Source organism: Vitiosangium sp. GDMCC 1.1324 (assembly GCF_003044305.1).
Classification (GTDB): Bacteria; Myxococcota; Myxococcia; order Myxococcales; family Myxococcaceae; genus Archangium.
Genome location: NZ_PZOX01000001.1, coordinates 555,332 through 581,388 on the forward strand (window position 1 = coordinate 555,332; position 26,057 = coordinate 581,388).

The window sequence follows — 26,057 nt, forward strand, 5'->3', positions numbered from 1 at the left end:
AGCCTCTCTGCCGTGAGTGCCTCCGCCGGAAGCGCCGCTACTTCTTCTTCGCGGCGGGCTTGGCGGCGGGGGCCGGAGCCGGAGCCGCGGGCTTCTTCGCCGAGGCGGCCACCACCGCGGACGGGGCCTGCTCGGCCGGGGCGAGGACGATCTCGATGCGCCGGTTCAGGCTCCGCCCGTCCGCCGTCTGGTTGGAGGCGATGGGCTGGTACTCGCCATAGCCCAGCGCGGAGAGCATCGTGGGCGGCACCCCTTGCTCCTGGAGGAGCTTCACCACGACGAGCGCGCGGGTGGTGGACAGCTCCCAGTTCGAGGCGAACTCCGTCTTCGCGTCCGACGGCACCGGCACGTTGTCCGTGTGGCCCTCGACCCGGATGAGCTTCCCCTGCACGTCCTTGAGCGCCTGCGCCACCTTCTCCAGCGCCTCCTGGCCCTCCTTGTTGAGCTTGGTGCTGCCGGAGGAGAAGAGGATCTTGTCCTTCATCTTCACCACCATCCGGCCCTTCAGCTCGGACAGCTCGATCTTTCCGGTCTTGATCTCGTCCTTGAGGCTCTTGGCGAGGTTCTCGTATTCGCTGGACTTCTTCTCGAGCGCCTCCTTGGCCGCGGCGAGCTTCTCGGTGCTCCGGGACAGCTCCTGGTTGAGCGCTGTCAGCTCGTCCACGCGCTTGCGCAGCGCACGGCGCTCCGCGTCGCTCTGAGACAGCGAGGACTCCAGCTCCGTCTTCTCCTTCTCCGCCGCCTTGTTGGCGGCCGTGGCCTCGGCGAGCTTCTGCTCCAGGGCCTTTGCCTGCTCCGCTTTCTCGTCGTACTGCTGCTGGAGGTTCCGCGCTTCCAGCGACTTCGAATCAAACGCTTTCTGCGAAACGCAGCCGACCAATGGAACCAACAAGAGGACACACCAGCGCACGCGCATTCGAGGCTCCTTGGGTTGAATGAGGAGCGTTCTTATATCTCCAAGCTCATGCGAGGGAGAGGGAGCATGTTCCCCACCTGCGGAGCCGACGTAGGAAAACACGACAGTGACACTCAAAAACTTTCACTGGCTCGTCGAAGTCTTCTTCACCGGCCCGATGCCAGGCCCGCCAGGCGGGCGAGGGAGCATCAGATGAGTCATATGAAGGCGCCCGTCCGGGCACGAACATGGGGGCGGGAGGAGGAGACATGGACGCTGGATTCTGGAGGAAGACAGGGGCACGTGCGTCGGGAGATCCCCGGCTGCCCCAGGTGGAGCTCGCGTGGGGACAGGTCCTGGCGGAGTTGGGGCGGAAGGACCGCGCCCTGGGAGATCGAGCGCTCGCGATGCTCACGGCGCTGGAGCGGAGCGCGGCCGGACAGCGGGAGCCCGTGCTGCGCTCAGAGCGGAGGGGCAAGATGGCCCCACAATTCCCGCTTGATTTTCAATATCTCATACATGTCGTCATTGGGACCTATGTGCCAGTCCCTGATCAACCGGCCTTGCTCATCCCACGTCTTCTCTGAGGTTCGTATCCCGAGTTCGCCTATCATTTCGGAGATGAGGCGTCCCTGCTCGTCCCACTCGCGCTTATACCCGTGGACACCTCCCTGCCAGAGGCTCGCTTCTTTCCTGAGCTGGCCGGAGGGATACCAGGCGCGCAACAATCCATGCCTGACTCCATCAAGATGAGGCACTTCGCTGCAAAGAGTGCCGTTCGGGAAGAACTCGACAGCAATACCCGTGAAGGGCTGGTCCTTCCACGTGATCAATTGGTTATCACCCAGGTCGAGATCTTCGAAGTCAACGCGAGGCATGTCTGTCATGGCAGGATCCTGACTCCGCTTCTCGAGCTTCCTTCGGAGTCAGATTTCCGGGGTCGATCGGTGACCGCATGCGCAGGGGCGCGGGGACGGTAGGCGAGGTCATGGCCTGAAGATACTCGCGCTCCCAGTAGGAGAGCGGGTGGAGCCACTGGTCAGGGTGGGCCCCGGGCTCCGAGCCCCACCAGGCCGCCACGTCCCCAGGCTTCCCCAGGCGGACGAGTTGCTGGATCACATCGCGCCCGCTGAAGACACGAACCCCCTCGGCCGTTGGCGCTTCGGGTTGGGGGGAGTCGCCCGCATGGCTGACTCGCCTGATGGAGAAGGTCGCGGAGCGGGCGTGCGGGGCTTTCGTCTCCGTGCGCAGGCCGATGGAACCAGGCAGGCGCCCCCATCTACCGCCGGGGCTCTGCAGCGGCTGGCCTGACGCGAGGTAGGGTGCCACGGCCTGGCACCAAAACAGCTCGCAACCCTCCGAGTCGCAGAGGGCGAGCACGCTGGTTTCGCCGCATTCGTCCTCCAGGGTTTCCAGCCTCTCGGCAACGGCTCCCTGCTCTCCTTGGGAAGGCCTCGTCGTCGCGCAAGCGACCAGCAAGCCGCACAGCATCAGTCCCATATAGCGCACAGGCAGTCCTCCACGGAAACCCGCATTCCATGATTTCAAGGGAGACTGACAGGCTCGCGATGCTGCCCAGTGCACAACGGACCGGCGCTGACTGTGGGCGCGCACATCAGGGCCCTCGGAGCGTGCTCCAAAATGCAATGGGGCCGCCCCTGCTGCCCGGGGCGACCCCATCTTCATTCAGGAGGAGAGGGGAGGTGCTACGCCTCGCCGCGCTCCTCGCGCTTGCGGTCGCGCTCGGCGCGGTAGCGCTCGCCGGAGCTCAGCGCCTTCTTGCGCATGCGCACCGACTTGGGCGTCACCTCCACCAGCTCGTCGTCGGCGATCCACTCGAGTGCCTTCTCCAGCCCCATCTCGCGCGGAGGGGTGAGGATGACGTTCTCGTCGCGGCCGGCGGCGCGGATGTTCGTCAGCTTCTTCTCGCGGCAGGCGTTGACGTTCAGCTCCGAGGGGTGGACGTGCTCGCCGATGATCATCCCCTCGTAGATGGTGACGCCCGCCCCCACGAAGAGGTGGCCGCGCTCCTGGATGCTGAAGAGCGCGTAGGGCACCGTCTCGCCCAGGCGATCCGACACGATGGCGCCGTTGGCCCGCTTGGGGATGTAGCCGAACCAGGGCTCGTAGCCGTCGAACTGGCTGCTCATGATGCCCTCACCGCGGGTGATGGTGAGGAACTCCGAGCGGAAGCCGATGAGGCCGCGCGCCGGAATCCGGAACTGCAGGCGCGTGCGCCCGCCACCCAGGCCGCTCATGTCCGTCATGCGGCCCTTGCGAGGCCCCAGGCGCTCCGTCACCGCGCCCACGCTGCCCTCGGGCACATCGCAGAACATCAGCTCCATCGGCTCGTGCAGCACGCCGTCGATCGTCTTCGTCACCGGCTCCGGGTTGGAGGCCGTCAGCTCGTAGCCCTCGCGGCGCATCGTCTCGATGATGACCGCCAGCTGGAGCTCGCCACGGCCCACCACGCGGAAGGCGTCCGGCGTCTCCGTGTCCTCCACTCGGATGGACACGTTGCGGTAGGCCTCGCGGTACAGGCGCTCGCGCAGGTTGCGGCTGGTGACGTACTTGCCTTCCTTGCCCGCCAGCGGCCCGTCGTTGACCTTGAAGATCATCATCATCGTGGGCTCATCCACGGTGATGCGCGGCAGGGCCACCGGCTTCTCCGCATCCGCGATGGTGTCACCGATGGAGATGGCCTCGATGCCCGCGATGGAGACGATCTCCCCGGGGCCGGCGTCCGCGATCTCCGTGCGCTTGAGACCCTGGAAGCCGTAGAGCTTGACGATCTTGCCCTGCTCCACCTTGCCGCCGTCGCGCATCACCGCCACGGGCATGTTGGGCGTGAGCCGGCCGGCCTGGACGCGGCCCACCGCGAGGCGGCCCACGTAGTCGTCATAGTCCAGGTTGGCCACCAGCAGCTGCAGCGGCTCCTGGGTCGGCGCCGGCGGGGGCGAGATGTGCGAGAGGATGGCCTCGAACAGCGGCTCCAGGCTCTTGCCCGGCTGCTCCAGCGAGGTCGAGCTCTGGCCCTGGCGGGCGATCGTGTAGAGCACGGGGAACTCGAGCTGGTGGTCGTCCGCGCCCAGGTCGATGTAGAGCGAGTAGACCTGATCCAGGATCTCCTTGGGGCGGGCGTCCTGACGGTCGATCTTGTTGATGACGAGCACCGTCTTCAGGCCCATGCCCAGCGCCTTGCTGAGCACGAAGCGCGTCTGGGGCAGAGGGCCTTCGGCCGCGTCCACCAGCAGGATGACGCCATCCACCAGGCGCAGTCCGCGCTCCACCTCACCGCCGAAGTCCGCGTGGCCCGGGGTGTCGATGATGTTGATCTGCTTGCCCTTGTAGGTGACGGCGGTGTTCTTCGCGAGAATGGTGATGCCCTTCTCGCGCTCGAGGTCGTTGGAGTCCATCACCCGTTCAGCCACGGCTTCGTTGCTGCGGAAGATGCCCGCCTGGCGGAGCATGTGGTCGACGAGGGTGGTCTTGCCATGGTCGACGTGAGCGACGATGGCGACGTTGCGGATGTTCTCTCGGGCAATCATGGCGAGGCGAGCCGGAGCTGAGTCCTCCGGCTGAGAAAGTCGTGAATGGGCGAAACAGCCGCCCAGTCCCCGCGAGGGGACCCTGTGTGAACCCCACAGGAACGCGGAGGGCGGGCGCTTATATGCCGGGGGTCTTCCACCTGCAACGTGGCTGGAAGAAAGGTACGCGGGCGGCCTGCCGGGAGCTTCGGGCCAACCCCCCGAAAATCACGCCTTCGTCACCGAGGACAGGGGGACGGCCGCCGGAGGGTCCTCCTGCCGGGTAGGCGGGGAGGCGACATGCTCCGGGGCGGAGCCGTCCTGCCGGGAGGGAGCGGGCGGGGAGGAGGGCAGGTGCTCGCGCAGGAAGCGCTCCACCCGGAGCTCCACCAGGTCGCGGTGCTCCAGCGGGGCCGCATGGGTGCCCTGGGGCACCATCATGAACTCGGCGTCGGGGATGTGGGCGGCCATGCGCCGCGAGAGCCACGCCGGGGTGAACTTGTCGTGCTCGCCCGCGATGATGAGGGTGGGCACGTCCACGTGGGGGAGATGATCCCACGCGCTGTGGTGGGAGGCGGACTCCAGGGTGCGCACGAAGACGACCGGGTCCATGTTGGCCAGGTGGGTGAAGTAGGGGACTAGGTCGTTCTTGGCGAGCAGCGAGCGGTTGAGCTCCACGGAGAGCGCTACCTGCATGGCCAGCTCGGTGCTGAGCAGGGCGCGGGTGAGCCGGGCAACGGGCTGGGGGAAGCTCTCCACGGTGAGGCGGATGAGGGGGAAGAGCCGCTTGAGCCAGTTGCCGTCGTGGAAGGTGTCGAGCGGGGTGCCGTAGCTGCCGCAGATGAGGACGAGCCCCCGGACGCGGTGGGCATAGCGGCGGTGGAACTCGAGCGCCACCTGCACGCCCATGGAGTGGGCGAAGAGCACGGCCTGGCCGATGCCCGCGGCGTCCATCACCCGGTTGAGATCATCACAGGTGTAGAGCATGCCGATGCGCTCGCGCTCCCGGGGCAGGCCCGAGCGGCCATGGCCCCGGTAGTGCCAGCGCAGCACGCGAGAGCGTTGCTCCAGGTAGGGCGACAGGTACTTCCAGACGAAGCCATCGCAGCCCAGGCCGTCGCACAGCACCATCCCCGGCTCGCCCTCGCCCTGCACCTGGTAGTAGAGCGACGCCCCATCGGGGACGGTGAGGAAGTCCTGCCGGAAGTAGTGGCTCATGGGCTCACGCATCCGCCTCGGCGTCGGGCGGGAGGCCCTTGTCGAGACCGTACTTCGCGATCTTCAAGATAAGGTTGGAGCGGCTGATGCCAAGCTCGCGCGCCAGCCGGCTCTTGTTATTGCCCGTCCTCAAGAGTCCCTGGTGGATCATCTCGCGCTCGAGCGTCTCCACGGCCTCGTGCAGCTTGCCGGCGGCGCGCGCGGTGAGGACGGACACGCCCCCGGGCGTCACCGCGTCGCGGATGCGGCTGGAGATGAGCTCGGCGGGCAGCCACTCCTGGTCTCCACCGAGCACCAGCAGCCTTTCAATCTCGTTCTCCAGCTCGCGCACGTTGCCCGGCCAGGCGTACATGCCGAGCAGGGCCATGGCCTCGGAGGAGAGGCCTCGGGCGCGCTGGCCCTCGCGGTGGTGCTTGCGCAGGAAGTGGTCCACCAGCAGCGGCAGGTCATCCCGGCGCTCGCGCAGCGGAGGCAGGTGCACGCGGATGACGTTGATGCGGTAGTAGAGGTCCTCGCGGAACTCGCCGCGCTTGACCATCTCGCCCAGGTCCTTGTGGGTGGCGGCGATGACGCGCACGTCCACCTCGCGCGGCTCGGTGCCGCCCACGGGCAGGAAGGTGCCCTCCTGCAGCACGCGCAGGAGCTTCACCTGCAGGGCAGGGGACATGTCCCCCACCTCGTCCAGGAAGAAGGTGCCGCCATCGGCCACCTCGAAGAGGCCCTTCTTGTCTCGCATGGCGCCGGTGAAGGAGCCGCGCATGTGGCCGAAGAGAGCGCTTTCCAGCAGGTTGTCGTTGAAGGCCGAGCAGTTCTGCACCACGAACGGGCCGCTCTTGCGCGGGCCGTTGGCGTGGATGGCGCGCGCCACCAGCTCCTTGCCCGTGCCCGACTCGCCGTTGATGAGGACGGTGGCCTCCGAGTTGGACACCTTCTGCAGCAGCTTGAAGATCTCCTGCATCGGGCCGGAGCGGCCGATGATGTCCTCGAAGCGGTAGTGCTCGCCGCCGCCCTGTGAGAGCGACTGACGCTCGCGCTCCTCCTTGCGGGCGCGCTCGGCCTCGAAGGCGGCGATCTCGCTGGCGCCGTACTCGAGCAGATCCGTCAGCTTCTCCAGATTCTCATCGCCCAGCACGGGCAGGCGCTCCACCGCGCGCTCCACGTCCGGAGCCGACGGCTGCAGCTCGCGCAGCCGCGCCCGCAGGGCCTCGCGCTCGCGCTCCGAGAAGGGCTCGCGCAGGAAGCCCTCCACGAACAGGAAGCCCTCGTATTCGTCATGGATGTAGAGGGGCGCGCCCACCAGGCTGAACTGCAGGTGGCACGGGTGCACGAGCGCGCGGCGCAGGCGCCGGTTCGCCCGGAACTGCTCGTGGAGCTGGCGCACCGAATGGTTGCAGCGCCGCAAGCCCTCCCTCGAGCTGAGCGACAGGCGGCAGCACTCGTTGGGCGTGGGCGGAATATCCCCTCCCCGCTGCCAATCCATCACCAGTCCGTTGCGGTCCGCGAAGTGGAGCTCCGCCCTCCACCACTTGCGGATGATTTCCCGCAGCATGATGATGGTGTGCAGGTTCTGGTGCTTCTCGGAGACCATCTGCAGTGCCTTGGGGATGTTCAACAGGGAAAAACCTTGAACTCGCGATGTTTCTGGACTCTACCTGCTCGCGCGTCTCCGTGGAGGAGCGTTCGCACATCATCCGCACGTGACTACATCTCCCCACACCCACGGTGAGTCCGACCATGACCATGACCACGAGCACGAGGATGCGTGCGGGGGCCATGGGCATGCGCATGGGCATGGCAAACCCGCGAAACGTCTGCATCCTTCCTTGAAGGAGGAGCGGAGGAAGGATCGCACCCGGCTGCTGTTCGCGCTGGTGCTCACGGGCACCATCGCGGTGGCGGAGGCGGTAGGGGGGTACATCACCAACTCCCTGGCCCTCATGTCCGATGCGGGCCACATGCTCACGGACATCAGCGCCCTGGGGCTGAGCCTGCTGGCGCTGTGGTTCTCGGGCAAGCCAGCGGATCTGAAGAAGACGTACGGCTATTACCGCATGGAGATCCTGAGCGCACTCCTCAATGGGGTGCTGCTGCTGGGAATCACCGTGATCATCGTCGTGGAGGCATGGGAGCGCTTCCGCGCGCCGACCGAGGTCCGGCTGGGGCCCATGGCGATCGTGGCGACGGTCGGCCTGCTGGCGAACCTGGGAGCGCTGGCCTTCCTGCACCGGACGCACTCGATGAACGTGCGCGGGGCCTTCCTGCACGTGCTGGGCGATGCGCTCTCCAGCGTGGGCGTGCTGGTGGGCGCCGGGGTGATGTACCTGACGGGCTGGTATGCGATCGATCCGCTCATCTCGCTGCTCATCTCGGTGGTGATCGTGGTGGGGGCGGTGAGGCTGGTGCGCGACGCGGTGGACGTGCTGTTGGAGGCGGTGCCGGCGCACGTGGATATGGCCGCGGTGAAGGAGCTGCTCGTGAAGGTGCAGGGGGTGCGTGACGTGCACGACCTGCACGTGTGGACCATCGCCAGCGGCATGTACGCGCTCTCGGCGCACCTGGTGGTGGGGGATCCGATGGTCTGCAACAACGATGAGATCCTCTCCGCGGTGAAGCACGAGCTCTTCGATCGGTTCGGGATCGATCACACGACCATCCAGATCGAGAGCGAGACCTACGCCCACCTGGGCGAGGTGCACTGAACCCTCGCGCCTGGACGAGCGGGCGCGGGTTCCACAGCGGACAGTGTGTCGCGACCCGGGGGGGCGCTTCCGTCCGGGTTCCGTGTGCCCACTATGGCGACCTGACGGGGGAGCCATGCGAGCCATTGGGAGCCAGCAGCGCCGCGAGCGGCACGGGAGGCGAGGGTGAGCCCCAACCTCCGCGAGGTTCCAGGCCGGTCCTACCGGTCCTTTCCCACCCGGATGCTGGGCTTCACCGCCGAGGCCCCACCCGCGCTGGAGCCGCGCCTCTACCGCTTCGTCCTGGGGGTGCATGCGAGGCCGGAGCCCTTTCCCGAGGCGGAGGCCACTGCGCAGCTTGGAGATCCGCTGGCGCGCCTGGTGCTGCTCCGGGGCTCCTTCCCGCGGACCCTGCGGGAGCTGCTCGCGGCGCTGGACGCCTTCAATGGCACCCCGGAGGGGCTGCCGCGCCAGGTCAGCTACGTGGTGGGCGATGGCGCGCACATTCCCTGGTCCGAGGAGCAGAAGGAGCTGGATCGGCAGTTCCGCCTGGTCGTCACCCGCGCGTCCGGCAGTCAGGTGGATCTGCTCATCAGCACCGGGACGGCCGTGGAGTCGGAGCAGATCTTCCTCCAGGTGGCGGCCTGGGATGCGGTCCACGAGGTGTTCCACTTCTACCAGCGCCAGCACCCGGCCTGGATCTGGAGCGGGGACTCGCGCCTCGCGCTGGTCGCCCCGTCGCGCGGCAACGGCCCCTTCGACAGCCACGTCAACGGCGGCCTGGTGATGAAGGAGCTGAAGGCGCCCTGGCTGCATTGGCACAGCGTCAGCGCCACGGTGGATGCGGCGCTCGCCCCGGATGATCCGCTGCGCTCCGAGCCCCTGTTCCGCGACCGCGCGAGCGCCCACGTGCTGCAGCTCTCCACGGTGCAGCCAGGCATTACCCGCTGGAACCGGGCCCGCCTGCGGCGCTCCAGCGAGCCGGATGGGACACTGCGCGACGTGCCGTTGCTGATGCGGCAGGTGCTGGAGACCACCACGGTCAACCTCGTCACCTCGACGAAGGAGAGCCGGCGCATCACCCCGGACGAGCGGCTTGCGCTGCCCCCGAGCTTCTTCCTCAACACGGACGCGCTGCTCAACCAGGTGATGCTGCCGGCGGACCCGCTCCCTCCCAGCGTACCGGGCCGGCTCTACCTGGAGGCCCTGCGGCGCTACGACGTGGCCCTGGACGACGGCACCACCCGCCTCCCGGGGGATGCGCACTTCGCCTTCCCCGTGCCCGAGGCGGCCTTCGAGGACCTGGATGTGCTCAACCAGCTCCTCCAACAACGCATCCTCTCGCGCCGCTTCGCCACCTGCCTGTTGATGGTGGACTTCCCCAACCCCGTCTACTCCCCGCGCCGGGCGGCCCTGATGCGCCATGTCCCGCCGACGGCCAGGCGCCGGGCGGACGGGAGCTGCGACTTGGAAGACTCGATGCTTGCCTCCATCACCGCGGCGGCGGGGGCGCTGCCCACGGACAGCCCCGAGCACGAGCTGCTCGGTCTGTGGGGCACGGCGGACTGGGAGCGCGCCTTCTCCCAACGCCTGGAGGCGTACTTCCAGGCGCTGCAGACGCGGCTGGAGTCGCCCGAGGGCTACGACGCCATCTTCCGGCTCGCCGAGTCCCGGCGGCGCGAGTTCCGCATGCTGCCGCTCAACGAGTTCCGGCTGACGGTCCCGGTGTCGAACATCCCAGCCTCGGAGCCGCCGCTGGAGATGCTGCCGGATGGAGGCGTGCGCCTCCGTGCCTCTTCTTCCTCACCACCCCAGGAGACGCCATGAAGCTGACCCAGTTCGATCCGCCGGGTTTCCTCGACGACTTCACGGCCTCGCAGCGGCAGGCGTGGAGCGAGTTCATCTCCGACAGCATCGACGGAGCCATCCGCGGCTTCCCGGACCAGCTGGAGTTCGATGGCCCGCGGGCGCAGTTCTACAACCCGCTGAAGACGGACACGGCGGACGACGCGCAGGAGCTGGACATCACCTGGACGGGATTCCCCAAGCAGGTCCAGGAGTCGTCCGTGTCCGACGTGCAGCGCTGGCGCAGGGCGGACGCCTCCCGGGACGTGCAGGACGAGTACTGCGAGTGGAGCGTCACCCGGGATGAGGGCTCGGGGAAGATCACCCGCGTCACCTTCACCTGTGAGGGGCCGGAGTACTGGCAGTTCCTGGCGGCCACGGCGCCCAAGAAGCTGGTGGAGCTGTACCAGAAACACGTGAGCCCGCGGGTGCAGGAGAAGGATCTGTTCGTCAAGGGCCGGTACAACCCGCGCAACCCCTGGAACAGCTCGACGTCGCAGGGAGTGATGCACCTCATTCAGCGCTCCAACACGCTGGGGGCGGAGATCGAGCTGGCGGCGGGGGCGAGCGTGGTGCGGGTCATCAATGCGCGCATGCTCACGGACGAGCAGGAGCTCATCGCGTGCGGCACGTACGGGGAGCCGGGACGCAACAGCGATCCGCACATCGGGGCGATGGTGAACAGCCTGACCCGGCAGAAGGCGGACGTGACGCTGGCCAACCCGGTGGGGCTCTACTTCTCGGAGCTCATCACCGCCGGGTGGCAGACGCCGGACGGCTCGGACGCCCAGGAGTTCTGGAAATACGTGCGGGGCACGAAGCAGAAGCCGGTACGCGCCGTCTTCGAGGTGCCGTCCGAGCGCGGTTTCGTGGTGGGGGACATCCTCGTCAACGGGCGGCCCATCCAGTTCGGGGCGCAGATCGCCGACTTCGTGAACATGAAGCTGACGGGAGTGGCATGCCGGATCGGCAAGAGCCAGGTGCAGCCGCTCACGGGTTGCCGCCGTGAAAAGGCCGCGCCCCAGGGCGTTGCCGGGGCAAAGCCGACGGTGAGGGCGGCGCTGGAACCTCTGCCTCGCCACGTGCGCTGAAGCGCTCGGGACGCGGCCTCCCTGGCAGGCGGGTGGAGGGCAGAGGTAGGGGTCTCAACGAAATTCCCCACATCGAGCTTGCGGCCCCCATCTGGAGCGGATGATTCTCGGCCCTCGGATGAACGTGCTCGACAAGGTGCTGACGCTGAGGCCGACGAGCGTGGTGGCGCGGCTGGGGACCGCCTCGCGGCTTCCCGTGCTCAACCCCCGCGAGTTGGTGAAGGCGCTCGAGAAGGTGCCAGCGGCGCTGCCGTGCCTGCCTGTCCCGAGCCGGGCGATGCTGCCGGGGCTGTTGGCCGCGGCTCGGGGCGAGGACGCGGTGCTGGGTGTCCTGTGCCCGCATCCGCTCTCGGACCGGGGCGCGGCCGAGCGCTTCGTGACGGCGGTGCAGCAGGTGGCGGAGGCGGATGGTCACGCCCGGCCCCTCTTCCTGCAGGCCGGCCCGGTGAGGGTAACGAAGGTGGAGCCGGAGACGCTGGCGCAGCTCCAGGAGGGCATCTTCCGCCTGGTGGACGCGGGCTTCTCGCTGGTGTCGCTGGACGTGACGCGGCTCGAGGCTGACATGGCGGTGGAGGTGGTGCGGAGGCTCGCCGTCGCGGTGCTGGAGCGCGAGCTGTCGCTGGAGGTGTCCCTGCCGGCCAGCTCCGCGGGCGACGAGCTGGAGGGCGCCCGCGCGCTGCTGGAAGGGTTCCAGCGGCAGGGTCTGGACGTGCGCTTCCTCCGGGTGCCCGAGACGCTCCTGGGTGAAGAGGAACTGGACGTGCAGTTCCTCCAGAACCTGGTGGAGCTGGCCGGGCAGCATGGAACGGGAGTGGCGGTGGGGGAGGCGGGGCGGCGATCGACCCGGGTGCTGCCGACGTACGTGGCGGCGGGGGTGAAGAAGGTGGAGTGCGCGGCGCCCTTCGAGCGGCTCGCGCTGGCCGCCTACCCGGAGGCGGTGCGCACGAGCCTGGAGCAGAAGGCGGAGAAGGCCGGGCTGGGAGCGGGGGAGTTGCTGGGAGTGCTGGGCGAGCAGCTCGCGCCGCTGGATGCGCGGGATGCCTCGCGGCTGGAGGCCTTGACGTTCGCCGAGGCCTCCGAGGTATTGGCGGCGCTGGGCGCGTCGCGGACGGGATGGAAGTCGATGCTCTTCCTGGCGGAGAACCGGGGCGACTGATGCGCATCGTGGCGGGCAGTGCGAGAGGGCGGGCGCTGGCGGGCCCCAAGGCGACGTCGAAGCACATCCGTCCCACGGCGGATCGGGTGCGGGAGACGATCTTCAACGTGCTCGGCCAGTGGCTGGAGGGGCAGAAGGTGCTGGACCTCTACGCGGGGACGGGGGCCCTAGGGCTGGAGTCCATCTCGCGAGGGGCCTCGAGGGCGGTGCTGGTGGACTCGGACCGGGAGGCGCTGTCGCTCTGCCGGACGAACACGGACACGCTGGGCTTTGGCGCGCGGGTGGAAGTCCTCGCGCAACCGGTGGAGCGGGCGCTCGAGACGCTCGGCCGCCGGGGAGACAGGTTCGAGCTCATCTTCGCGGACCCCCCGTATGCGGCGCGGGTGGTGGAGACGGTGCTGGAGGGGCTGGCGCGGCACGGGGTGCTGGCGCCCGGGGGCTCGGTGGTCATCGAGCATGACAAGCGGGAGGCGGCCCCCGAGTCCCACGAGGGGTTCGAGCGGGTGGATCAGCGGCGGTTCGGGGACACGCTGGTGAGTCTCTTCCGCATTCCTTGACCCGTTGGCGTGGTGCGTCGAGACTGGGCGTGCATGCGCATCGCCATCTACCCGGGCTCATTCGATCCGCTCACCAATGGCCACCTCAGCATCATCCAGCGCGCGCTCAAGATGTTCGATCGCGTGATCGTCGCGGTGGCGGTGAATCCGAAGAAGGTGCCGTTGTTCACCGAGGAGGAGCGCAAGCAGCTCATTCTCGAGGCGTGCGCGGATCCGCGCGTCGAGGTGGACGCCTTCCACGGCCTGCTGGTGGAGTACGCGAACCGGCGAGGCGTGAACGTGCTGCTGCGCGGCCTGCGGGCGGTCTCGGACTTCGAGTACGAGTTCCAGCTGGCGAACATGAACCGCAAGCTGGCCCCCGACATCGAGACCGTTTTCATGATGACGGGGGAGGACTACTTCTACGTGTCATCGAATCTGGTGCGCGAGGTGGCCTCGTTCGGAGGTGACGTGCAGAGTCTGGTGCCACCGAACGTATGGAAGAGCCTGCGCGCGAAGTACGCGAAGCAGGGCTGAGCGCCGCGGCGGGATGCTCCCCGCGGTGTTTACCACCTCACTCGGTGGTTGGGCCGTCACTCAAGTTCGGAGGGAGAAGGCCCTGCTGCGCGGCGTAACGCCGCGCATCCGTCACGTAGTAGAGGATGCGCTCGGATTCGGGGAAGGCTTTCAGGGCTCGCTCCCCGAGCTGGAGAGCCTGTGACAGCGACTCGTGAGTGCGCAGATCCGTCCAGTGCCGGATCATCCCCGCCCAGGCATATTCGAGTGTCTCCTGCGCCTTCGCCGCTCCCTCCTGGTAGAGCTTGAACGCGGCCTCGGGCGCGTTGCGGATGTCGTCCAGGAAGTACCCGAGCTCCACCAGCGAGGGAGCGCTTCGTTCCGAGCTCTGAACGGCCTGTTCTAGCAGCCGTTGGGCTTCTGCAAATGACTCCTGGGCGTCCACGCCGGGCTGATCGATGAGCTGCAGCAGTCGGGCGAGGCGCAGGAGGTTGGGGGTAAATGCGGGACAGGCGGCCAGCAGTTCACGGTGGAGCCGTAGCTGCTCTGGATTGTTCTTGTCGACTGCGCCCGCCTTCCGTGCCGCTTGGAACATCGCCGTCAATTCGTCGAGGCTGGGATGCCCCACGGCTCACCTCACCTTGTCCATCAAGCGGTCCGGGTTCTCGAGCAGCTTCTTGGCCATCCTCAACTGGGGTTCTGTCGCGAGGCTGAAGTCGCCTGCCTCCAGCATCCGCTTGATCTGGAACAGGGTGTAGTCCTTGAGCTGCGAGGGGAAGTCCGGAGCCCGCTGGAGCCTCGCGGGAAGTTCGCCCAGCTTCGTGTTCAACTGGGCGATACGTTCCAACAATCGGGCCGCCTGGGGCTGAGAGAGGAGCCCCGATGCCGTGCCTTCTGCGATCAGTGCCTCCGCCTCGGCGAACTCCCCGTTGGCGATGAGCACCGAGATGCGGGATGAGAGGGTGCCCCCCTTGACGCGCACGCCCTCGTCCTCGGTTTCGAGACCGGGCGCAGGACGCTCCTGCCCGGCAGGAGTTGCGGGCACTCGGAGAACAGCCGAGCGATCATGGCCGCACCCCATGCTGAACAGGATGGAGACGACGAGCAGCAAGCCCTCGTAGCGCATGCATCCTCCCTCTCGCGGACAGACCCTGAGTATAGGAGAGGAGGACCCATAGTGGACGTGAGTCCGCCGGAGTTGAGTCAGTCCGTGTAGGCGAACGCCTTCCAGTCCGGACCATCTTGCCGGTAGAGGATGACCGCCGCGCGCCCCGAGAGGTTCGCCACGGCGGCGTACACCTCGGTGCCACGCGGGACGATGGCGCCAAGCCGGGTAGGGGGCTTGCCGTACTTCTTCTCCATCTCCGCGTAGGTCAGCACCTCGATGTCGTACAGGGTGATGAGGTCCGTCCGCTTGTTGCGGAGCTGCTTCACCCACGTGACGACCAGGGACTCGGGCGTGTCGAACCGCCGCTCCTCGAGCTGGAAGGGGAAGGCGAGCATCGGCACGGTGCTGCGCACGTCATTGGTGAGCAGGTAGCTGACCAGATAGCGGGCCTCTTCGCGCACCTGCTCCTGGACGCTGCCGGGCTGAGGCGCGGCGGCCGGTGCCGCGGCCGTGGGCGCCGGGGCTGGAGCCGGGGGCGCGGGAGCCTGTGCGGTGGGAGCTGGCGGCTGTGCGGCGGGGGCCGGAGCCTGTGCGCCGGGTGCTGGAGCCTCGGCGGGGGTTTCCTGCTTCGCGCGGCGCCGGCGGGCCGGCTTCTCGGCGGGCGCCGCTTCACCCGTGGGGGCCTGCTCGGTGGCCGGAGCCGCGGGAGCGGCGGCTGGCTCGGCCGCTGGCGCGGCGGGAGCTTCCTGCGCCTCCTGGGCCAGGACGGGAGACGCGGTGGACAGGAGCAGGGCCAGAGACCAGCGACGCATGAAACCTCCGGAAAACGGAGCCAGCCTAGCAGAGCGCCCGGCCGCCTGGGACCGACCCCTCTGCCTTCAGGCAGGCTCTATTTCCGACGCTTCGGCTACCGCTTTCACACGGTTCGTGCAAGCGGGGGCGAACGTTGCTATGGGCCCCCCCTCGATGCCTAAGCGAAACGATATCCGGAAGGTTCTCGTCATTGGCTCGGGCCCGATCGTCATCGGGCAGGCGTGCGAGTTCGACTACTCAGGGACCCAGGCCATCAAGGCGCTGCGGGAGGAGGGCGTCGAAGTCGTCCTCCTGAACAGCAACCCGGCAACCGTCATGACGGACCCGGAGTTCGCCCACCGCACGTACATCGAGCCCATCACCGTCGAGGTCGCCGAGCGCATCCTCGCGCAGGAGCGCCCCGACTCCATCCTTCCCACCATGGGCGGCCAGACGGCGCTCAACCTCGCCAAGGCGCTCGCGGAGCAGGGCATCCTCGAGAAGTACGGGGTGCGGCTCATCGGCGCCTCGCTCGAGGCCATCAACAAGGCCGAGGACCGGCTGCTCTTCAAGCAGGCCATGGAGCGCATTGGTGTCGCGCTGCCCAGGAGCGGCTACGCCACCACCATGGAGCAGGCGCTCGGGCTGGCCGACGAGATCGGCTTCCCCGCCATCATCCGGCCCTCCTTCACCCTGGGTGGCACCGGCGGCGGCATCGCCTACAACCGCGAGGAGTACGAGGCCATCTGCCGCTCCGGCCTCAAGGCCAGCCCCACCTCCACCATCCTCATCGAGGAGAGCGTGCTGGGCTGGAAGGAGTACGAGCTCGAGGTGGTCCGCGACTCGGCGGACAACGTCATCATCGTCTGCTCCATCGAGAACCTGGACCCCATGGGCGTGCACACCGGTGACTCCATCACCGTGGCCCCGGCCCAGACGCTCACGGATCGCGAGTACCAGCGGCTGCGCGAGGCCTCGCTGCGCATCATCCGGGAGATCGGCGTCGACACGGGCGGCTCCAACATCCAGTTCGGCGTCAACCCGCGCGACGGGCGCATCGTGGTCATCGAGATGAACCCGCGCGTGTCGCGCTCCAGCGCGCTGGCCTCGAAGGCCACGGGCTACCCCATCGCCAAGGTGGCCGCGAAGCTGGCCCTGGGCTACACGCTGGACGAGCTGCGCAACGACATCACCCGCGACACCCCCGCCTCCTTCGAGCCCACGCTCGACTACGTGGTGGTGAAGGTGCCGCGCTTCAACTTCGAGAAGTTCCCCCACGCCAACCGCACCCTCACCACCAGCATGCGCTCGGTGGGCGAGGTGATGGCCATTGGCCGCACCTTCCGCGAGGCCTACCTCAAGGCGATGCGCTCCATGGAGTCCGGCCGCACGGGCCTGGAGTCGCCCGAGCTGCCCGAGGACAAGGAGGAGCGGCGCAAGGTGCTGCGCGACTACGTGCGCGTGCCCCGGCCCGAGCGCCCGCTGTACGTGGCCCAGGCCTTCCGCGAGGGCATGTCCGTGGAGGACGTCTTCGAGCTCTCCGCCATCGATCCGTGGTTCCTGCGCCACATCCAGGGCCTGGTGCACGAGGGGCGGCAGATCCAGGAGTTCGGCAAGCTGGACAAGGTGCCGGACGCGGTGCTGCGCGAGGCGAAGGCGGACGGGTTCTCGGACAAGTACCTGGCGCACCTGCTGGGCTGCACCGAGGCCGAGGTGCGCGCGCGCCGGCACGCCAAGGGCATCCGGCCCGTGTACAAGCGGGTGGACACCTGCGCCGCCGAGTTCGAGGCCTACACGCCGTACCTCTACTCCACCTACGAGGAGGAGGACGAGGCACCGCCCACCGGGCGCCAGAAGGTGCTCATCCTGGGCAGCGGTCCCATCCGCATCGGCCAGGGCATCGAGTTCGACTACGCCTGCGTGCACGCGGCCTTCGCGCTGCGCGAGGCGGGGTACGAGACGGTGATGGTCAACTGCAACCCGGAGACGGTGTCCACGGACTACGACACGTCGGATCGCCTGTACTTCGAGCCGCTGACCATCGAGGACGTGCTCGAGGTGTCGCAGCGCGAGAAGCCAGTGGGGGCCATCGTGCAGTTCGGTGGCCAGACGCCGCTGCGCCTGTCCGTGCCGCTGGAGAAGGCCGGGCTTCCGATTCTCGGCACTCCGCCAGACGCCATCGATCGGGCAGAGGACCGCGAGCGCTTCGCGCAGCTGATTGAGAAGCTGGGGCTGAAGCAGCCGGAGAACGGTGTCGCGCGCAGCCACGAGGAGGCCTACCGCGTGGCCGAGCGGATCGGCTACCCGGTGATGGTGCGGCCCTCGTACGTGCTGGGTGGCCGGGCGATGGAGGTTGTCTACGACCAGCAGAGCCTGGAGCGCTACATGCGCGAGGCGGTGAGCGCGTCGCCGGAGCACCCGGTGCTGATCGACCGCTTCCTCAAGGACGCCATCGAGGTGGACCTGGATCTGGTGGCGGACAAGACGGGCGCGGTGCTGGTGGGCGGCGTGCTGGAGCACGTGGAGGAGGCGGGAGTGCACTCGGGTGACGCGGCGTGCACGCTGCCTCCGCACTCGCTGTCGCCGGACCTGGTGGAGCGCATGAAGGATCAGGCCATTGCCCTGGCGAAGGAGCTGGGCGTGGTGGGCCTGATGAACGTGCAGTTCGCCATCCAGGGCAAGGCGATCTACGTGCTGGAGGTGAACCCGCGTGCGAGCCGCACGGTGCCGTTCATCTCGAAGGCCACGGGCATGCCGCTGGCGAAGCTGGCGTCGCTGTGCATGGTGGGCAAGACGCTGGCGGAGCTGGGCGCCACGCGCGAGCCGGAGTTCCGGCACGTGGCGGTGAAGGAGTCCGTGTTCCCGTTCGCGCGCTTCGCCGGAGTGGATGTCATTCTCGGACCCGAGATGAAGTCGACGGGCGAGGTGATGGGCATCGCGGACGACTACCCGTCGGCCTTCGCGAAGAGCCAGCAGGCGGCGGGCGTGAAGCTGCCGAGGAGCGGCAAGGTCTTCATCTCGGTGAAGAACGACGACAAGCCGGCGGTGGTGGACCTGGCGCGGCGGCTGCGGGCGCTGGGGTTCAAGCTGGTGACCACGAGCGGCACGCACGACTACCTGGCGACCAAGGGCATCGAGACGGACAAGGTGCTGAAGGTGGCGGAGGGTCGGCCGCACATCGTGGACAAGATCGTGGACGGGCAGATCGTCCTGGTGATCAACACGACGTTCGGCAAGCAGGAGATCGCCGACAGCTTCTCCATCCGGCGCGAGTCACTGATGCACAGCGTGCCGTACTACACGACAGTGCAGGCGGCGCGGATGGCGGTGGGTGCGCTGGAGGCCCTGCTGCACAAGGAGCAGACGGTGCGTCCGCTCCAGGACTACCTCGGCAAGAAGTAGGTTCCAGGCCTGTCCCTCTCCCTCCGGGGAGAGGGAATCCGGCTCCCGGGTTGCTTCAGTCTTCCTGGGTCTGCCGGACGGGGAAATGGACGAATTCAGCCCCGTCGGTTGCCAGGAACTGATCCAGGAGCCGGATGATGTCATCGAGCGTCCGATCCAGATCACCAGAGTTCGCCTTGAAGACGTGTCGCGCCCACCATTCCGGTGAGTCGCGCCACGTCGGGTGCTGTTTGTAGATCCACTCCCTGAAGTGGTGGTACTGGCTCGGGAGGTCCTCATCTCCTCGCGCATCCTCGTAGCCTTGGATGTAGAGGTGGAGATGGTCGAGAGTGAAGTCGGGGGCGAACATCCTCGGACGCTCGCAGATGTGACGCATGTGCTCGAACAGACTGCCTGCGCGCAGAACGGGACTCATGGCAACTGACTCACGGTCTGCATGGAAAGGCTTCCAGGCGAGAACAATCGCTTCATGTATTCGGTCATGACGAGCCCTGTGGGTTCTGTCATGGCATCGTAGATGCGATCCCCAATCTGTACGGCGTAGTGGGTTGCATTGTTCGAGATCTGGATGGTGCTACGAGGATCACCCGCACGTAGCTCGAAGGCGATGAAGTCGTCTCCCCACCGTGTGCCGGTGGCTGTGAACCGGACATAGGTAGGGGTTTTTCCGAGTCGCTGGAATCCATCGAAGATGCTCCTGGCAACCTGGATGCAGGGGCCGGCCTTTTGATTGTCCGCGCTGAATGCGGACTGGAAGGCCAGGAGCCATTTGGGGGCATCCCTCCCTGTTTCCAACTGCCACAGACTGATGGCACCAGAGAGGTCACCGCGGGCCAGAGCGGCCAACATCCTGGCCTTGAGCGTGTCCGGCATCTGGAGCACGGCCCTGGAAATCTGTTCGGCAGTCCCATTCACGGGCGATGCCAGGGAGGTCGTGGTTGCGAGGGCAACCACGACCACGAGCCATCGGATGTTCATGCTTCTTCCTCCAATGCCCGCAATCCTACCCCGGCAAGAAGCAGGCGGGCGGCTCAGGCCTTGAGGGCGGTGCACTCGGTGTCGCTGTAGCCCTCGCTGCCTCCCACCGACGTGACTCCGGTGCCCACCGCCTTGAGGCAGGTGAGCAGGACGTTGCTCGTGTTCTCGTTGCTGGTGGAGCGCACGTGGATGCCCGTGGACTTCAGGTACCCACCGGCTCGCCCCGCCACCAGCAGGGGGTAGTCCGTGATGGAGTGGGCGATTCCCTCGGCCACGTCCGAGGTGAAGAGCAGGCAACTGTTGTCGAGCAGGTTGCCCCCCGCCTCCGGAGTCGCCTTCAGCCTCTCCAGCAGATAGGCGAACTGCTTCACCGTCCAGACCACCGCGTCGTGCACCTGATCCTGCGCGCTCGGGTCGTGGGTGAGATCGTGGTTCCCCCGGTTCTGCCCCAGCATGTGGAACACCGTGTCGCAGACTCCGCCGGAGAACATGTAGCTGGCCACTCGGGTGAGGTCGCACGCCCACGCCATGACCAGCAGATCCGACATGGCCTTGGACACCTCCTCCAGTGGCTCCTTTCCTTCGGAGTCACTGTTCGTCTGAGTGACCGTCTGGGGCTTGACGCAGGCCGAGGTGTATTGCGGAGGCAGGGCGAGGATCTGCTGCCTCAGCTCGCTGATGGAGGTGAGGTGCGCGTCCAAGCGGGCCCGATCCGCGCTCCCCAGCCTGTCCTGGAGCCGCTTCGCATCGCCGCGCACCGCGTCCAGCACGTTGGCGCGCAGGGCAGCCCGGGGATCCAGCTGCTGGGACGACGAGAAGCTGCCGAACAGCCGCGTGAAGAGGGCCGCCGGGTTGTACTCGGGCTGCATCGGCTGGTCCGGCCCCTTGTGGGAGATGTACTGGAGCGTCGGCCCCTCCCCAGCGACGATCCGTTTGGAGACGCCCAGCTCCAGCGAGCGGAAGGTGGTGCCCTGCCCGATGGTGCTGGCCGCTACCTGATCGATGGAGGGCCCGCCGAACTTCGAGGCGTAGTTGGCGGTGGGAGCGGACAGCTCGATGAAGGGGTATCCGGAGAGGATGCCCGCCTGGCCATTGTGGTGGCCACGCCTGTTCGGAGTCTTCACCTGGTGGCCCGACACCACGTTGACGTAGCTCTTCACGTTGACCAGTGGTGCCAGCGCCGGGCTGAGCTGCCAGTTGGCGCCAGTGCCGGCGGGCGTCCACTTGTCGAGGATGACCCCATCACCGAAGAAGAACGTGGCGAACCGCCTCGGCAAGGGCGTACCCGCCGCGAGCGCCGTGCCATTCGAGTCCAGCATCGCCTCGAGGGTCGGCAACGCCACGGCGGCGCCCAGGCCTTGGAGGAAGGTCCTGCGGGAGAGGTGGAAGGGCTTCATGGCTGAACCTCCTGGGGGCGGGCGTAACGGAAGGCATCGCTGGCGACGAGCTCCACCAGCAGCTCCTTCATGCGGTAACCGGACGTGGCGAAGGTCTCGTCGAGCTGGTGCAGCGGCGCCTGCTCCCCCTCCGTATCCACGTGGCCGGTGGCCATGCGGAACACGTTGCGCACCAGGCAGTGCACGGCGCGCTCGTCCGCGCGCAGCAGGCCGCCGAGCTGCCTCGGTCCGCTGAAGGTACCGGAACGATCGAAGGTGCTCACCGGGTCGATGGGCGCGTCGTTTTCGTTGGTGCGGTAGCGGCCCACCGCGTCGAAGTTCTCCAGGCCCAGGCCGAGAGGATCCATCTTCTCGTGGCAGCTGGCACAGCTCGGGTTGGAGACGTGCTGCTGGAGCCTCTGCCTCATCGTCTTCGGAGGCTCGCCGGGATTCGGCGCGGGCAGGGGAGGGACGTTGCTTGGCGGGGAGGCGATGGGCTCGCACAACAGCCGCTCGCGGATGAACCTGCCGCGCAGCGTGGGAGAGGTGGTGGTGGGGTGGGCCAGCAGCGCGAGGAGGCTGGCGTGGCCGAGCAGCCCTCCGCGTCCTCCCTCCGCTGGTAGCGTGACGCGGGTGAAGCCCGTGGTGGGCGCGCCAGGGATTCCGTAGAGCGCGGCGAGCTGATTGTCCACGAAGGTGTAGTCCGCGTCGAAGGCGTCGCGGAAATCCCCCTCGCGTTCCCAGACGATGTCCTCGAGCAGTCGCTGCGTCTCCTCGCGCATCGATGCCGCGAGCGAGGGCGTGAAGCCAGGGAAGGTGGTGGTGTCCTTGCTCAGGGTGGGGAGCTCGCGCAGCCGGAGCAACTCGTCGAAGAAATAGGCCAGCGCCGTGCGGGCCCCGGGGAGCGCGAGCAGCCTCCGGGCCTGGGTGCGCACGCCCTCGGCGGTGTCCAGCTCGCCGCGTCCGGCGGCCGCGAGCAGTGCCTCGTCGGGTGTCGTGCCAGCGAGGAAGAAGGCGAGCCGCGTCGCCAGCTCATGGCTGGTGAGCTTGAGGCGCCCGGGTTGGGAGGGATCCGGCGCGCCCACCTCCACCATGTAGAGGAAGTGGGGGGACTGGAGCAGGCCGGCGATGAGGAACTCCGCCCCCTTGTAGAAGTCACCGGAGGCCGTGGCCGCGGACTGGCCGAGCTCGGTCCACGAGGTGAGCTCGGCCTCCGTCAGCGGTCGGCGCCAGACGCGAGGACCGAAGCGACCCAGGAATCCGCGCAGGCACTCCGTGTCGGCGACGGAGCGGGGTGTGCACCCGAACAGTGCGTCGCGCGCCGAGGGGTTGGCGAGGGTGGCCTGGGCGGCGAGGTAGGCCGAGCTCTCGTACCGGGAGATGGCGCTAGGGGACAGGGCGAGCTGCGCCGCGCCGATGCCGTCGAACCCGTTGAGCGCGGTGTCCGGTGGAGGTTGCACCACGTTAGCGGCCTCGTTGCCCAACAGGTCCGCGATGGCGTTGCGGTACTGCCACCCCAGCAGGGTGCGCAGCGTGACCGGCGCCGGCTTGAAGGGCGGGAGTGGTTGCCCCTCGTTTCCCGTCTGACTGCCAGGCAATACCTGGGCGGGCCGCTCCTGCCGGCTGCAGCCCGTGAGGGCCAGGAGCGCCACCAACGTCGTGACGGAAAGGTCCCGGAGACATCGGGCAGCGAGTTGGCATCGGGCAGGCATCGTTCTGGCTCCTCGGTTTCGGACGAACCTGTTCGCCATTCGACACCATGATGGAGCGGTAAGGGGATTTGCTTTGTTGTCAAATATGTGTGGTTATTCCCGCCAGTTCGAGGGGTGGACAGCCATACAGGCCTATGTCTGTTTATTGCCGACGTGCCTTCTCTCTGGCAGCGCGCCCATGGGCTGCCCTCTCGGTCTTCGTGTGGACGGGCGCACGAATCCAGGAGGCCGCGCGCAACCCGAGCGTCGACACCCGGGAGAGGGGACGGTACTTTGCGCCCATGCGCCGTTCCCCCCTCGCGACGCTCCTGTTGGCGGCCCTCGTGCTGCCTGCCTGTCTCCCGCGTACGACGATCCGTCCTCCGCCACCGCCCTCCCTGACGTCGGTGGCGAACGCGCTCTTCGAGTCCGTCGAGAACGAAGGCACCATGGCGAGCGTCTTCCTGGTGGACGCGGCCACGGGTACGCCGCTCTACGCGCGCCACGAGCACGTGCGCCTGCTGCCCGCGTCGACGATGAAGGTGGTGTCCACCTCCGCGGCGCTCGCGGCGTTCGGCCCGGACTTCCGCTTCCACACCCCGGTGCGGCTCGAGGGCTCGCAGCTGGGCAATCTCTTCCTCGGGGACCTGGTGGTGGAGGCGTCGGGGGATCCGTCCCTGGGCTCGTGGCGCTTCCCGGAGACGGCCATGGCCTGCGAGCAGGTCGCCGAGGCGCTCCAGGCGCGTGGCATCCGGCAGTGGCTCGGGGCGGTGCGCGTGAGCAACGCCGATGAGGGGCCCTATGGCCTGTTTGGTCCCGGCTGGGCCTGGGACGACGCGGCCTACGCCTACAGCGCCGCGCCGACCCCCTTCGTCTTCCGCGAGAACGTGGTGGACTTGTCCCTGGAGCGCCCCGAGGGGCAGGACTGCAACGCCCAGCCGCGGCGGCCCATCGTGGTGCGCTACTCCCCGTCCTTCAACGAGCTTCCGACCGTCGTGTACCTCGAGCCGAATGCCCAGAAGGCCGGGCTCGGCTGCGTGCGCGAGCGGGGCAGCGGGCGCATGCGCTGCGTGTGGCGCTCGACCGCCGAGCAGTGTCCGCAGAAGGCGTCGATGCGTGTGGCCATCGACGAGCCGCGAGCGCTGTTCACCTCGTGCGTGGAGGACTCGCTGGCCGCGCGTGGCATCTGGCGCGTGCCGGTGCCTCCGCATCTGGCCGCCGTGCCCGAGGTCGCCACGAGCGAGCCTCTCCTCGATTTCACCAGCCCGTCGCTGGCCGAGCTGGTGAAGGTGACGAACAAGGAATCGCTCAACCTCTACGCCGAGCGGCTCGGGCTGCGCTTCACGCGCGAGCGCACGGGCACCGAGAGCTACCCCGCGCTGCGCGAGGCGATGGCGCAGGAGCTCGCGCGCCGGGGCATTCCCACACGGCTGCTGCGGCCGGTGGATGGCAGTGGACTGTCCCGCTACAACGTGGCCACCGCGCGAGGGCTGGCGGAGGTCATCTACACCAGCCTGAAGGAGCCGTACGCCAGCGCGCTGCTGGAGAGCCTGCCCGTGGCGGGGGTGGACGGCACGCTCGCGAGCAGCGCGGTCTCCAACGGGACGCGGGGGCTTATCCGCGCCAAGACGGGAACGCTGTCGGGGCAGAAGGCGTACGTGGGTATCGCCGAGCGCCCCAACGACCCCGAGCACCCGCGCGTCGTCTTCGCATTAATGCTCGGCAACATCGACGATCAGCCCGCGCTCACGGCGAGCCAGGTGTTCGAGCAGTTCGCCGAGGCGATGGTGTCCCTGCCCCTGCGCTGAGGCAGGGGGCGTGATGACGCCGGTACGCGCACTCAGTGCCCGATGGCTTCCATCTGGCTTCTTCACTTATTCCGGGGGGCGGCCAAGTGCCCGGAATCAGGCCCGACATCGCTCATCCTCCCCCTGTCCTCTCGTTAGGAGGAGAATGGTCGGTAGCTGAATAGTTTCAAGGGGTTATTCGGAATTGATGCGCGATTCTATGCATCAATTCCGCCCCTGTTTGGACATGTTGGCTTCCAGTTTGGCTTCCGGACGCGCTTCTATTCTTCCGACTCCTCCTCTTTTAGTCTCTCGACAAGGGAAAAGGGGAAGAAGGCGCGGTGATTGATATTCCGGTAGTACGCCGCCAGGTAGTGCTCACCCCCGATCTGAATGACAGTCTGTGCTGGCGGCTCTGACTGCCCGCTGAACCAGGTGTCTGCCTCGTCACGGGTGTTGAATGTGGCCGCTGCTGGCGGGAGGCCATCCCGCATCATCTCTTCGAGATGAAATTCAAGAATCGGCCGCCGCACAAGTGAGCGAACATTGCCCTCACGAAACCACATGACGACGTAGTACTCATTGGCGATCAAGACGTAGGCCGAATTTGGCGGCCTTGGATTTGCCTTCAACCAGGCATCCGCTTCATCTCGCGTGTTGAAGGCGGCGACCACTCGGGCTGGAGCGTCGGATTCAACGTCTTTTCGATAGTCCTCAAACTCATCGGATTGGCCATTCGTCCAGATGAACCAGAGCGCGTCAATGGCGAGACGAAATGATTCCTTCTCCTCCGGAGATTGAGACTCGTCGTAAGTCTTTCCGAGGGTTTCTTGCGCCTCAAGAATGCGTTTGAAAATTGTCACGGCACCACCGCTACAGTATGAGGCTCACAAGCAACTTCCGACGACGCCAGTGCTGCCACTGGCACCAATACAAACAGCGCCTTGGCTGTTGCGAGGGTCGCGCCCGCAATCGCCGTGGGGGGGAAGACCCAGAAGGCGACCCCTGCGATCACCACGATTCCTCCTAAAATGACCCCATTGCGATTCTGCCTCAACCAGTCAATCGCTCCATCGACGGCGGAAAATTCCTGGAGTCGAAGTCCTTGTGCCTTCAGGCAATCTTCGTAGGATGGTCTGCACTCCTGCTGACAAATCTCGGCTTTCGCGCCATCTCCCCGGCGAGGGGGCTTGATGTGTCCAAGGTGTGAAGGAATGCGTGCGCGCATGCACCTTCTAAAACACAGGAGATTCTCCTGATCGCAGTCACGCTCACGTGCAGCCGCAAGCATGATGCGCCCGTATGTCCTTTCCGCGTGTGGCTGGATCCTGAATTGCGAAAGGTCAAACGCTTCGATGGCACGCCAACTGTGCGTGACGTGACCGCTGGGGGACTCCTGAATGACGAGCACGTAACGGTCGAGTTCTTCGACGGCGGGAGACAAGGCGCCGCTGGTCGTTC

Annotated in this window: 22 protein-coding genes; 8 read left to right on the forward strand and 14 right to left on the reverse strand. The window is 67.3% G+C overall.

The features are described 5' to 3' along the window. Positions 1–37: 37 nt before the first annotated feature. From DAT35_RS02085 to DAT35_RS02110, 5 genes are all read right to left on the reverse strand, one after another. The gene (locus DAT35_RS02085; RefSeq protein ID WP_108065175.1) at positions 38–916 is read right to left on the reverse strand and encodes an OmpA family protein; all 879 of its coding nucleotides are present in this window, start codon (positions 914–916) and stop codon (positions 38–40) included. Positions 917–1,356: 440 nt separating this feature from the next. Next, complete coding sequence (locus DAT35_RS02090) at positions 1,357–1,782, reverse strand: toxin-antitoxin system YwqK family antitoxin (RefSeq protein WP_108065176.1); 426 nt, start codon at positions 1,780–1,782, stop codon at positions 1,357–1,359. 819 nt (positions 1,783–2,601) lie between these two features. Next, a complete protein-coding gene (gene typA, locus DAT35_RS02100) occupies positions 2,602–4,443 on the reverse strand; it encodes a translational GTPase TypA (RefSeq protein WP_108065178.1) in 1,842 nt (613 codons plus the stop codon). Positions 4,444–4,650: 207 nt separating this feature from the next. Beyond that, entirely contained in the window at positions 4,651–5,640 is a 990-nt protein-coding gene (locus tag DAT35_RS02105) for an alpha/beta fold hydrolase (RefSeq protein WP_108065609.1), read from the reverse strand. Positions 5,641–5,644: 4 nt separating this feature from the next. After that, a complete protein-coding gene (locus tag DAT35_RS02110; protein WP_108065610.1) occupies positions 5,645–7,228 on the reverse strand; it encodes a sigma 54-interacting transcriptional regulator in 1,584 nt (527 codons plus the stop codon). A gap of 109 nt (positions 7,229–7,337) precedes the next feature. Between DAT35_RS02110 and DAT35_RS02115 the strand changes: the two genes are divergently transcribed. The 6 genes from DAT35_RS02115 to coaD all read left to right on the forward strand — a co-directional run bounded on the left by DAT35_RS02115 (position 7,338) and on the right by coaD (position 13,483). Continuing rightward, positions 7,338–8,339 carry a cation diffusion facilitator family transporter gene (locus DAT35_RS02115; RefSeq protein WP_108065179.1) on the forward strand — a complete coding sequence of 334 codons (1,002 nt, stop codon included), beginning with the start codon at positions 7,338–7,340 and terminating at the stop codon, positions 8,337–8,339. 165 nt (positions 8,340–8,504) lie between these two features. Further along, a complete protein-coding gene (locus DAT35_RS02120; RefSeq protein ID WP_108065180.1) occupies positions 8,505–10,145 on the forward strand; it encodes a hypothetical protein in 1,641 nt (546 codons plus the stop codon). Further along, positions 10,142–11,254 carry a hypothetical protein gene (locus DAT35_RS02125; protein WP_199242773.1) on the forward strand — a complete coding sequence of 371 codons (1,113 nt, stop codon included), beginning with the start codon at positions 10,142–10,144 and terminating at the stop codon, positions 11,252–11,254. The genes DAT35_RS02120 and DAT35_RS02125 overlap by 4 nt, the downstream gene beginning before the upstream one ends. A gap of 100 nt (positions 11,255–11,354) precedes the next feature. Beyond that, a complete protein-coding gene (locus DAT35_RS02130; RefSeq protein ID WP_369945022.1) occupies positions 11,355–12,410 on the forward strand; it encodes a hypothetical protein in 1,056 nt (351 codons plus the stop codon). Continuing rightward, complete coding sequence (rsmD, locus tag DAT35_RS02135) at positions 12,410–12,967, forward strand: 16S rRNA (guanine(966)-N(2))-methyltransferase RsmD (RefSeq protein WP_108065182.1); 558 nt, start codon at positions 12,410–12,412, stop codon at positions 12,965–12,967. Before DAT35_RS02130 ends, rsmD begins: the two co-directional genes overlap by 1 nt. 33 nt (positions 12,968–13,000) lie before the next feature. After that, positions 13,001–13,483, forward strand: coding sequence for a pantetheine-phosphate adenylyltransferase (gene coaD / locus DAT35_RS02140; protein WP_108065183.1), 483 nt, complete (start codon positions 13,001–13,003; stop codon positions 13,481–13,483). A 37-nt stretch (positions 13,484–13,520) separates the two neighbouring features. Here coaD and DAT35_RS02145 read toward each other — a convergent pair whose 3' ends face one another. The 3 genes from DAT35_RS02145 to DAT35_RS59770 all read right to left on the reverse strand — a co-directional run bounded on the left by DAT35_RS02145 (position 13,521) and on the right by DAT35_RS59770 (position 15,382). Next, a complete protein-coding gene (locus DAT35_RS02145; RefSeq protein ID WP_146209542.1) occupies positions 13,521–14,090 on the reverse strand; it encodes a hypothetical protein in 570 nt (189 codons plus the stop codon). A gap of 3 nt (positions 14,091–14,093) precedes the next feature. Then, entirely contained in the window at positions 14,094–14,588 is a 495-nt protein-coding gene (locus tag DAT35_RS02150; RefSeq protein ID WP_108065185.1) for a hypothetical protein, read from the reverse strand. Between the two features lie 77 nt (positions 14,589–14,665). Further along, positions 14,666–15,382, reverse strand: coding sequence for a hypothetical protein (locus DAT35_RS59770; protein ID WP_199242774.1), 717 nt, complete (start codon positions 15,380–15,382; stop codon positions 14,666–14,668). A gap of 154 nt (positions 15,383–15,536) precedes the next feature. On the opposite strand from DAT35_RS59770, the gene carB reads away from it, so the two are divergent. After that, positions 15,537–18,764, forward strand: coding sequence for a carbamoyl-phosphate synthase large subunit (carB, locus tag DAT35_RS02160; RefSeq protein WP_108065612.1), 3,228 nt, complete (start codon positions 15,537–15,539; stop codon positions 18,762–18,764). 55 nt (positions 18,765–18,819) lie between these two features. On the opposite strand, the gene DAT35_RS02165 is transcribed toward carB, so the two are convergent. Genes DAT35_RS02165 through DAT35_RS02180 form a run of 4 tightly spaced genes read right to left on the reverse strand, consistent with a single transcriptional unit; the run spans position 18,820 to position 22,830 of the window. After that, positions 18,820–19,179, reverse strand: a complete 360-nt coding sequence (locus tag DAT35_RS02165) for a hypothetical protein (protein WP_108065186.1) — start codon at positions 19,177–19,179, stop codon at positions 18,820–18,822. Beyond that, positions 19,176–19,742, reverse strand: a complete 567-nt coding sequence (locus tag DAT35_RS02170; RefSeq protein ID WP_108065187.1) for a hypothetical protein — start codon at positions 19,740–19,742, stop codon at positions 19,176–19,178. Before DAT35_RS02170 ends, DAT35_RS02165 begins: the two co-directional genes overlap by 4 nt. 53 nt (positions 19,743–19,795) lie before the next feature. Then, on the reverse strand, positions 19,796–21,139 hold the full coding sequence (locus DAT35_RS02175) for a DUF1552 domain-containing protein (protein WP_108065188.1): 1,344 nt from the start codon (positions 21,137–21,139) through the stop codon (positions 19,796–19,798). After that, positions 21,136–22,830: a DUF1592 domain-containing protein gene (locus tag DAT35_RS02180; RefSeq protein WP_158501514.1), complete on the reverse strand. Its 1,695-nt coding sequence runs from the start codon at positions 22,828–22,830 to the stop codon at positions 21,136–21,138. The genes DAT35_RS02175 and DAT35_RS02180 overlap by 4 nt, the downstream gene beginning before the upstream one ends. A 281-nt stretch (positions 22,831–23,111) precedes the next feature. Between DAT35_RS02180 and dacB the strand changes: the two genes are divergently transcribed. Continuing rightward, entirely contained in the window at positions 23,112–24,617 is a 1,506-nt protein-coding gene (dacB, locus tag DAT35_RS02185; RefSeq protein WP_108065190.1) for a D-alanyl-D-alanine carboxypeptidase/D-alanyl-D-alanine-endopeptidase, read from the forward strand. A 260-nt stretch (positions 24,618–24,877) separates the two neighbouring features. Here dacB and DAT35_RS02190 read toward each other — a convergent pair whose 3' ends face one another. Further along, on the reverse strand, positions 24,878–25,459 hold the full coding sequence (locus DAT35_RS02190; RefSeq protein ID WP_108065191.1) for a head protein: 582 nt from the start codon (positions 25,457–25,459) through the stop codon (positions 24,878–24,880). Next, the gene (locus DAT35_RS57970) at positions 25,456–26,040 is read right to left on the reverse strand and encodes a hypothetical protein (RefSeq protein ID WP_146209543.1); all 585 of its coding nucleotides are present in this window, start codon (positions 26,038–26,040) and stop codon (positions 25,456–25,458) included. The genes DAT35_RS02190 and DAT35_RS57970 overlap by 4 nt, the downstream gene beginning before the upstream one ends. Positions 26,041–26,057 lie beyond the last annotated feature (17 nt).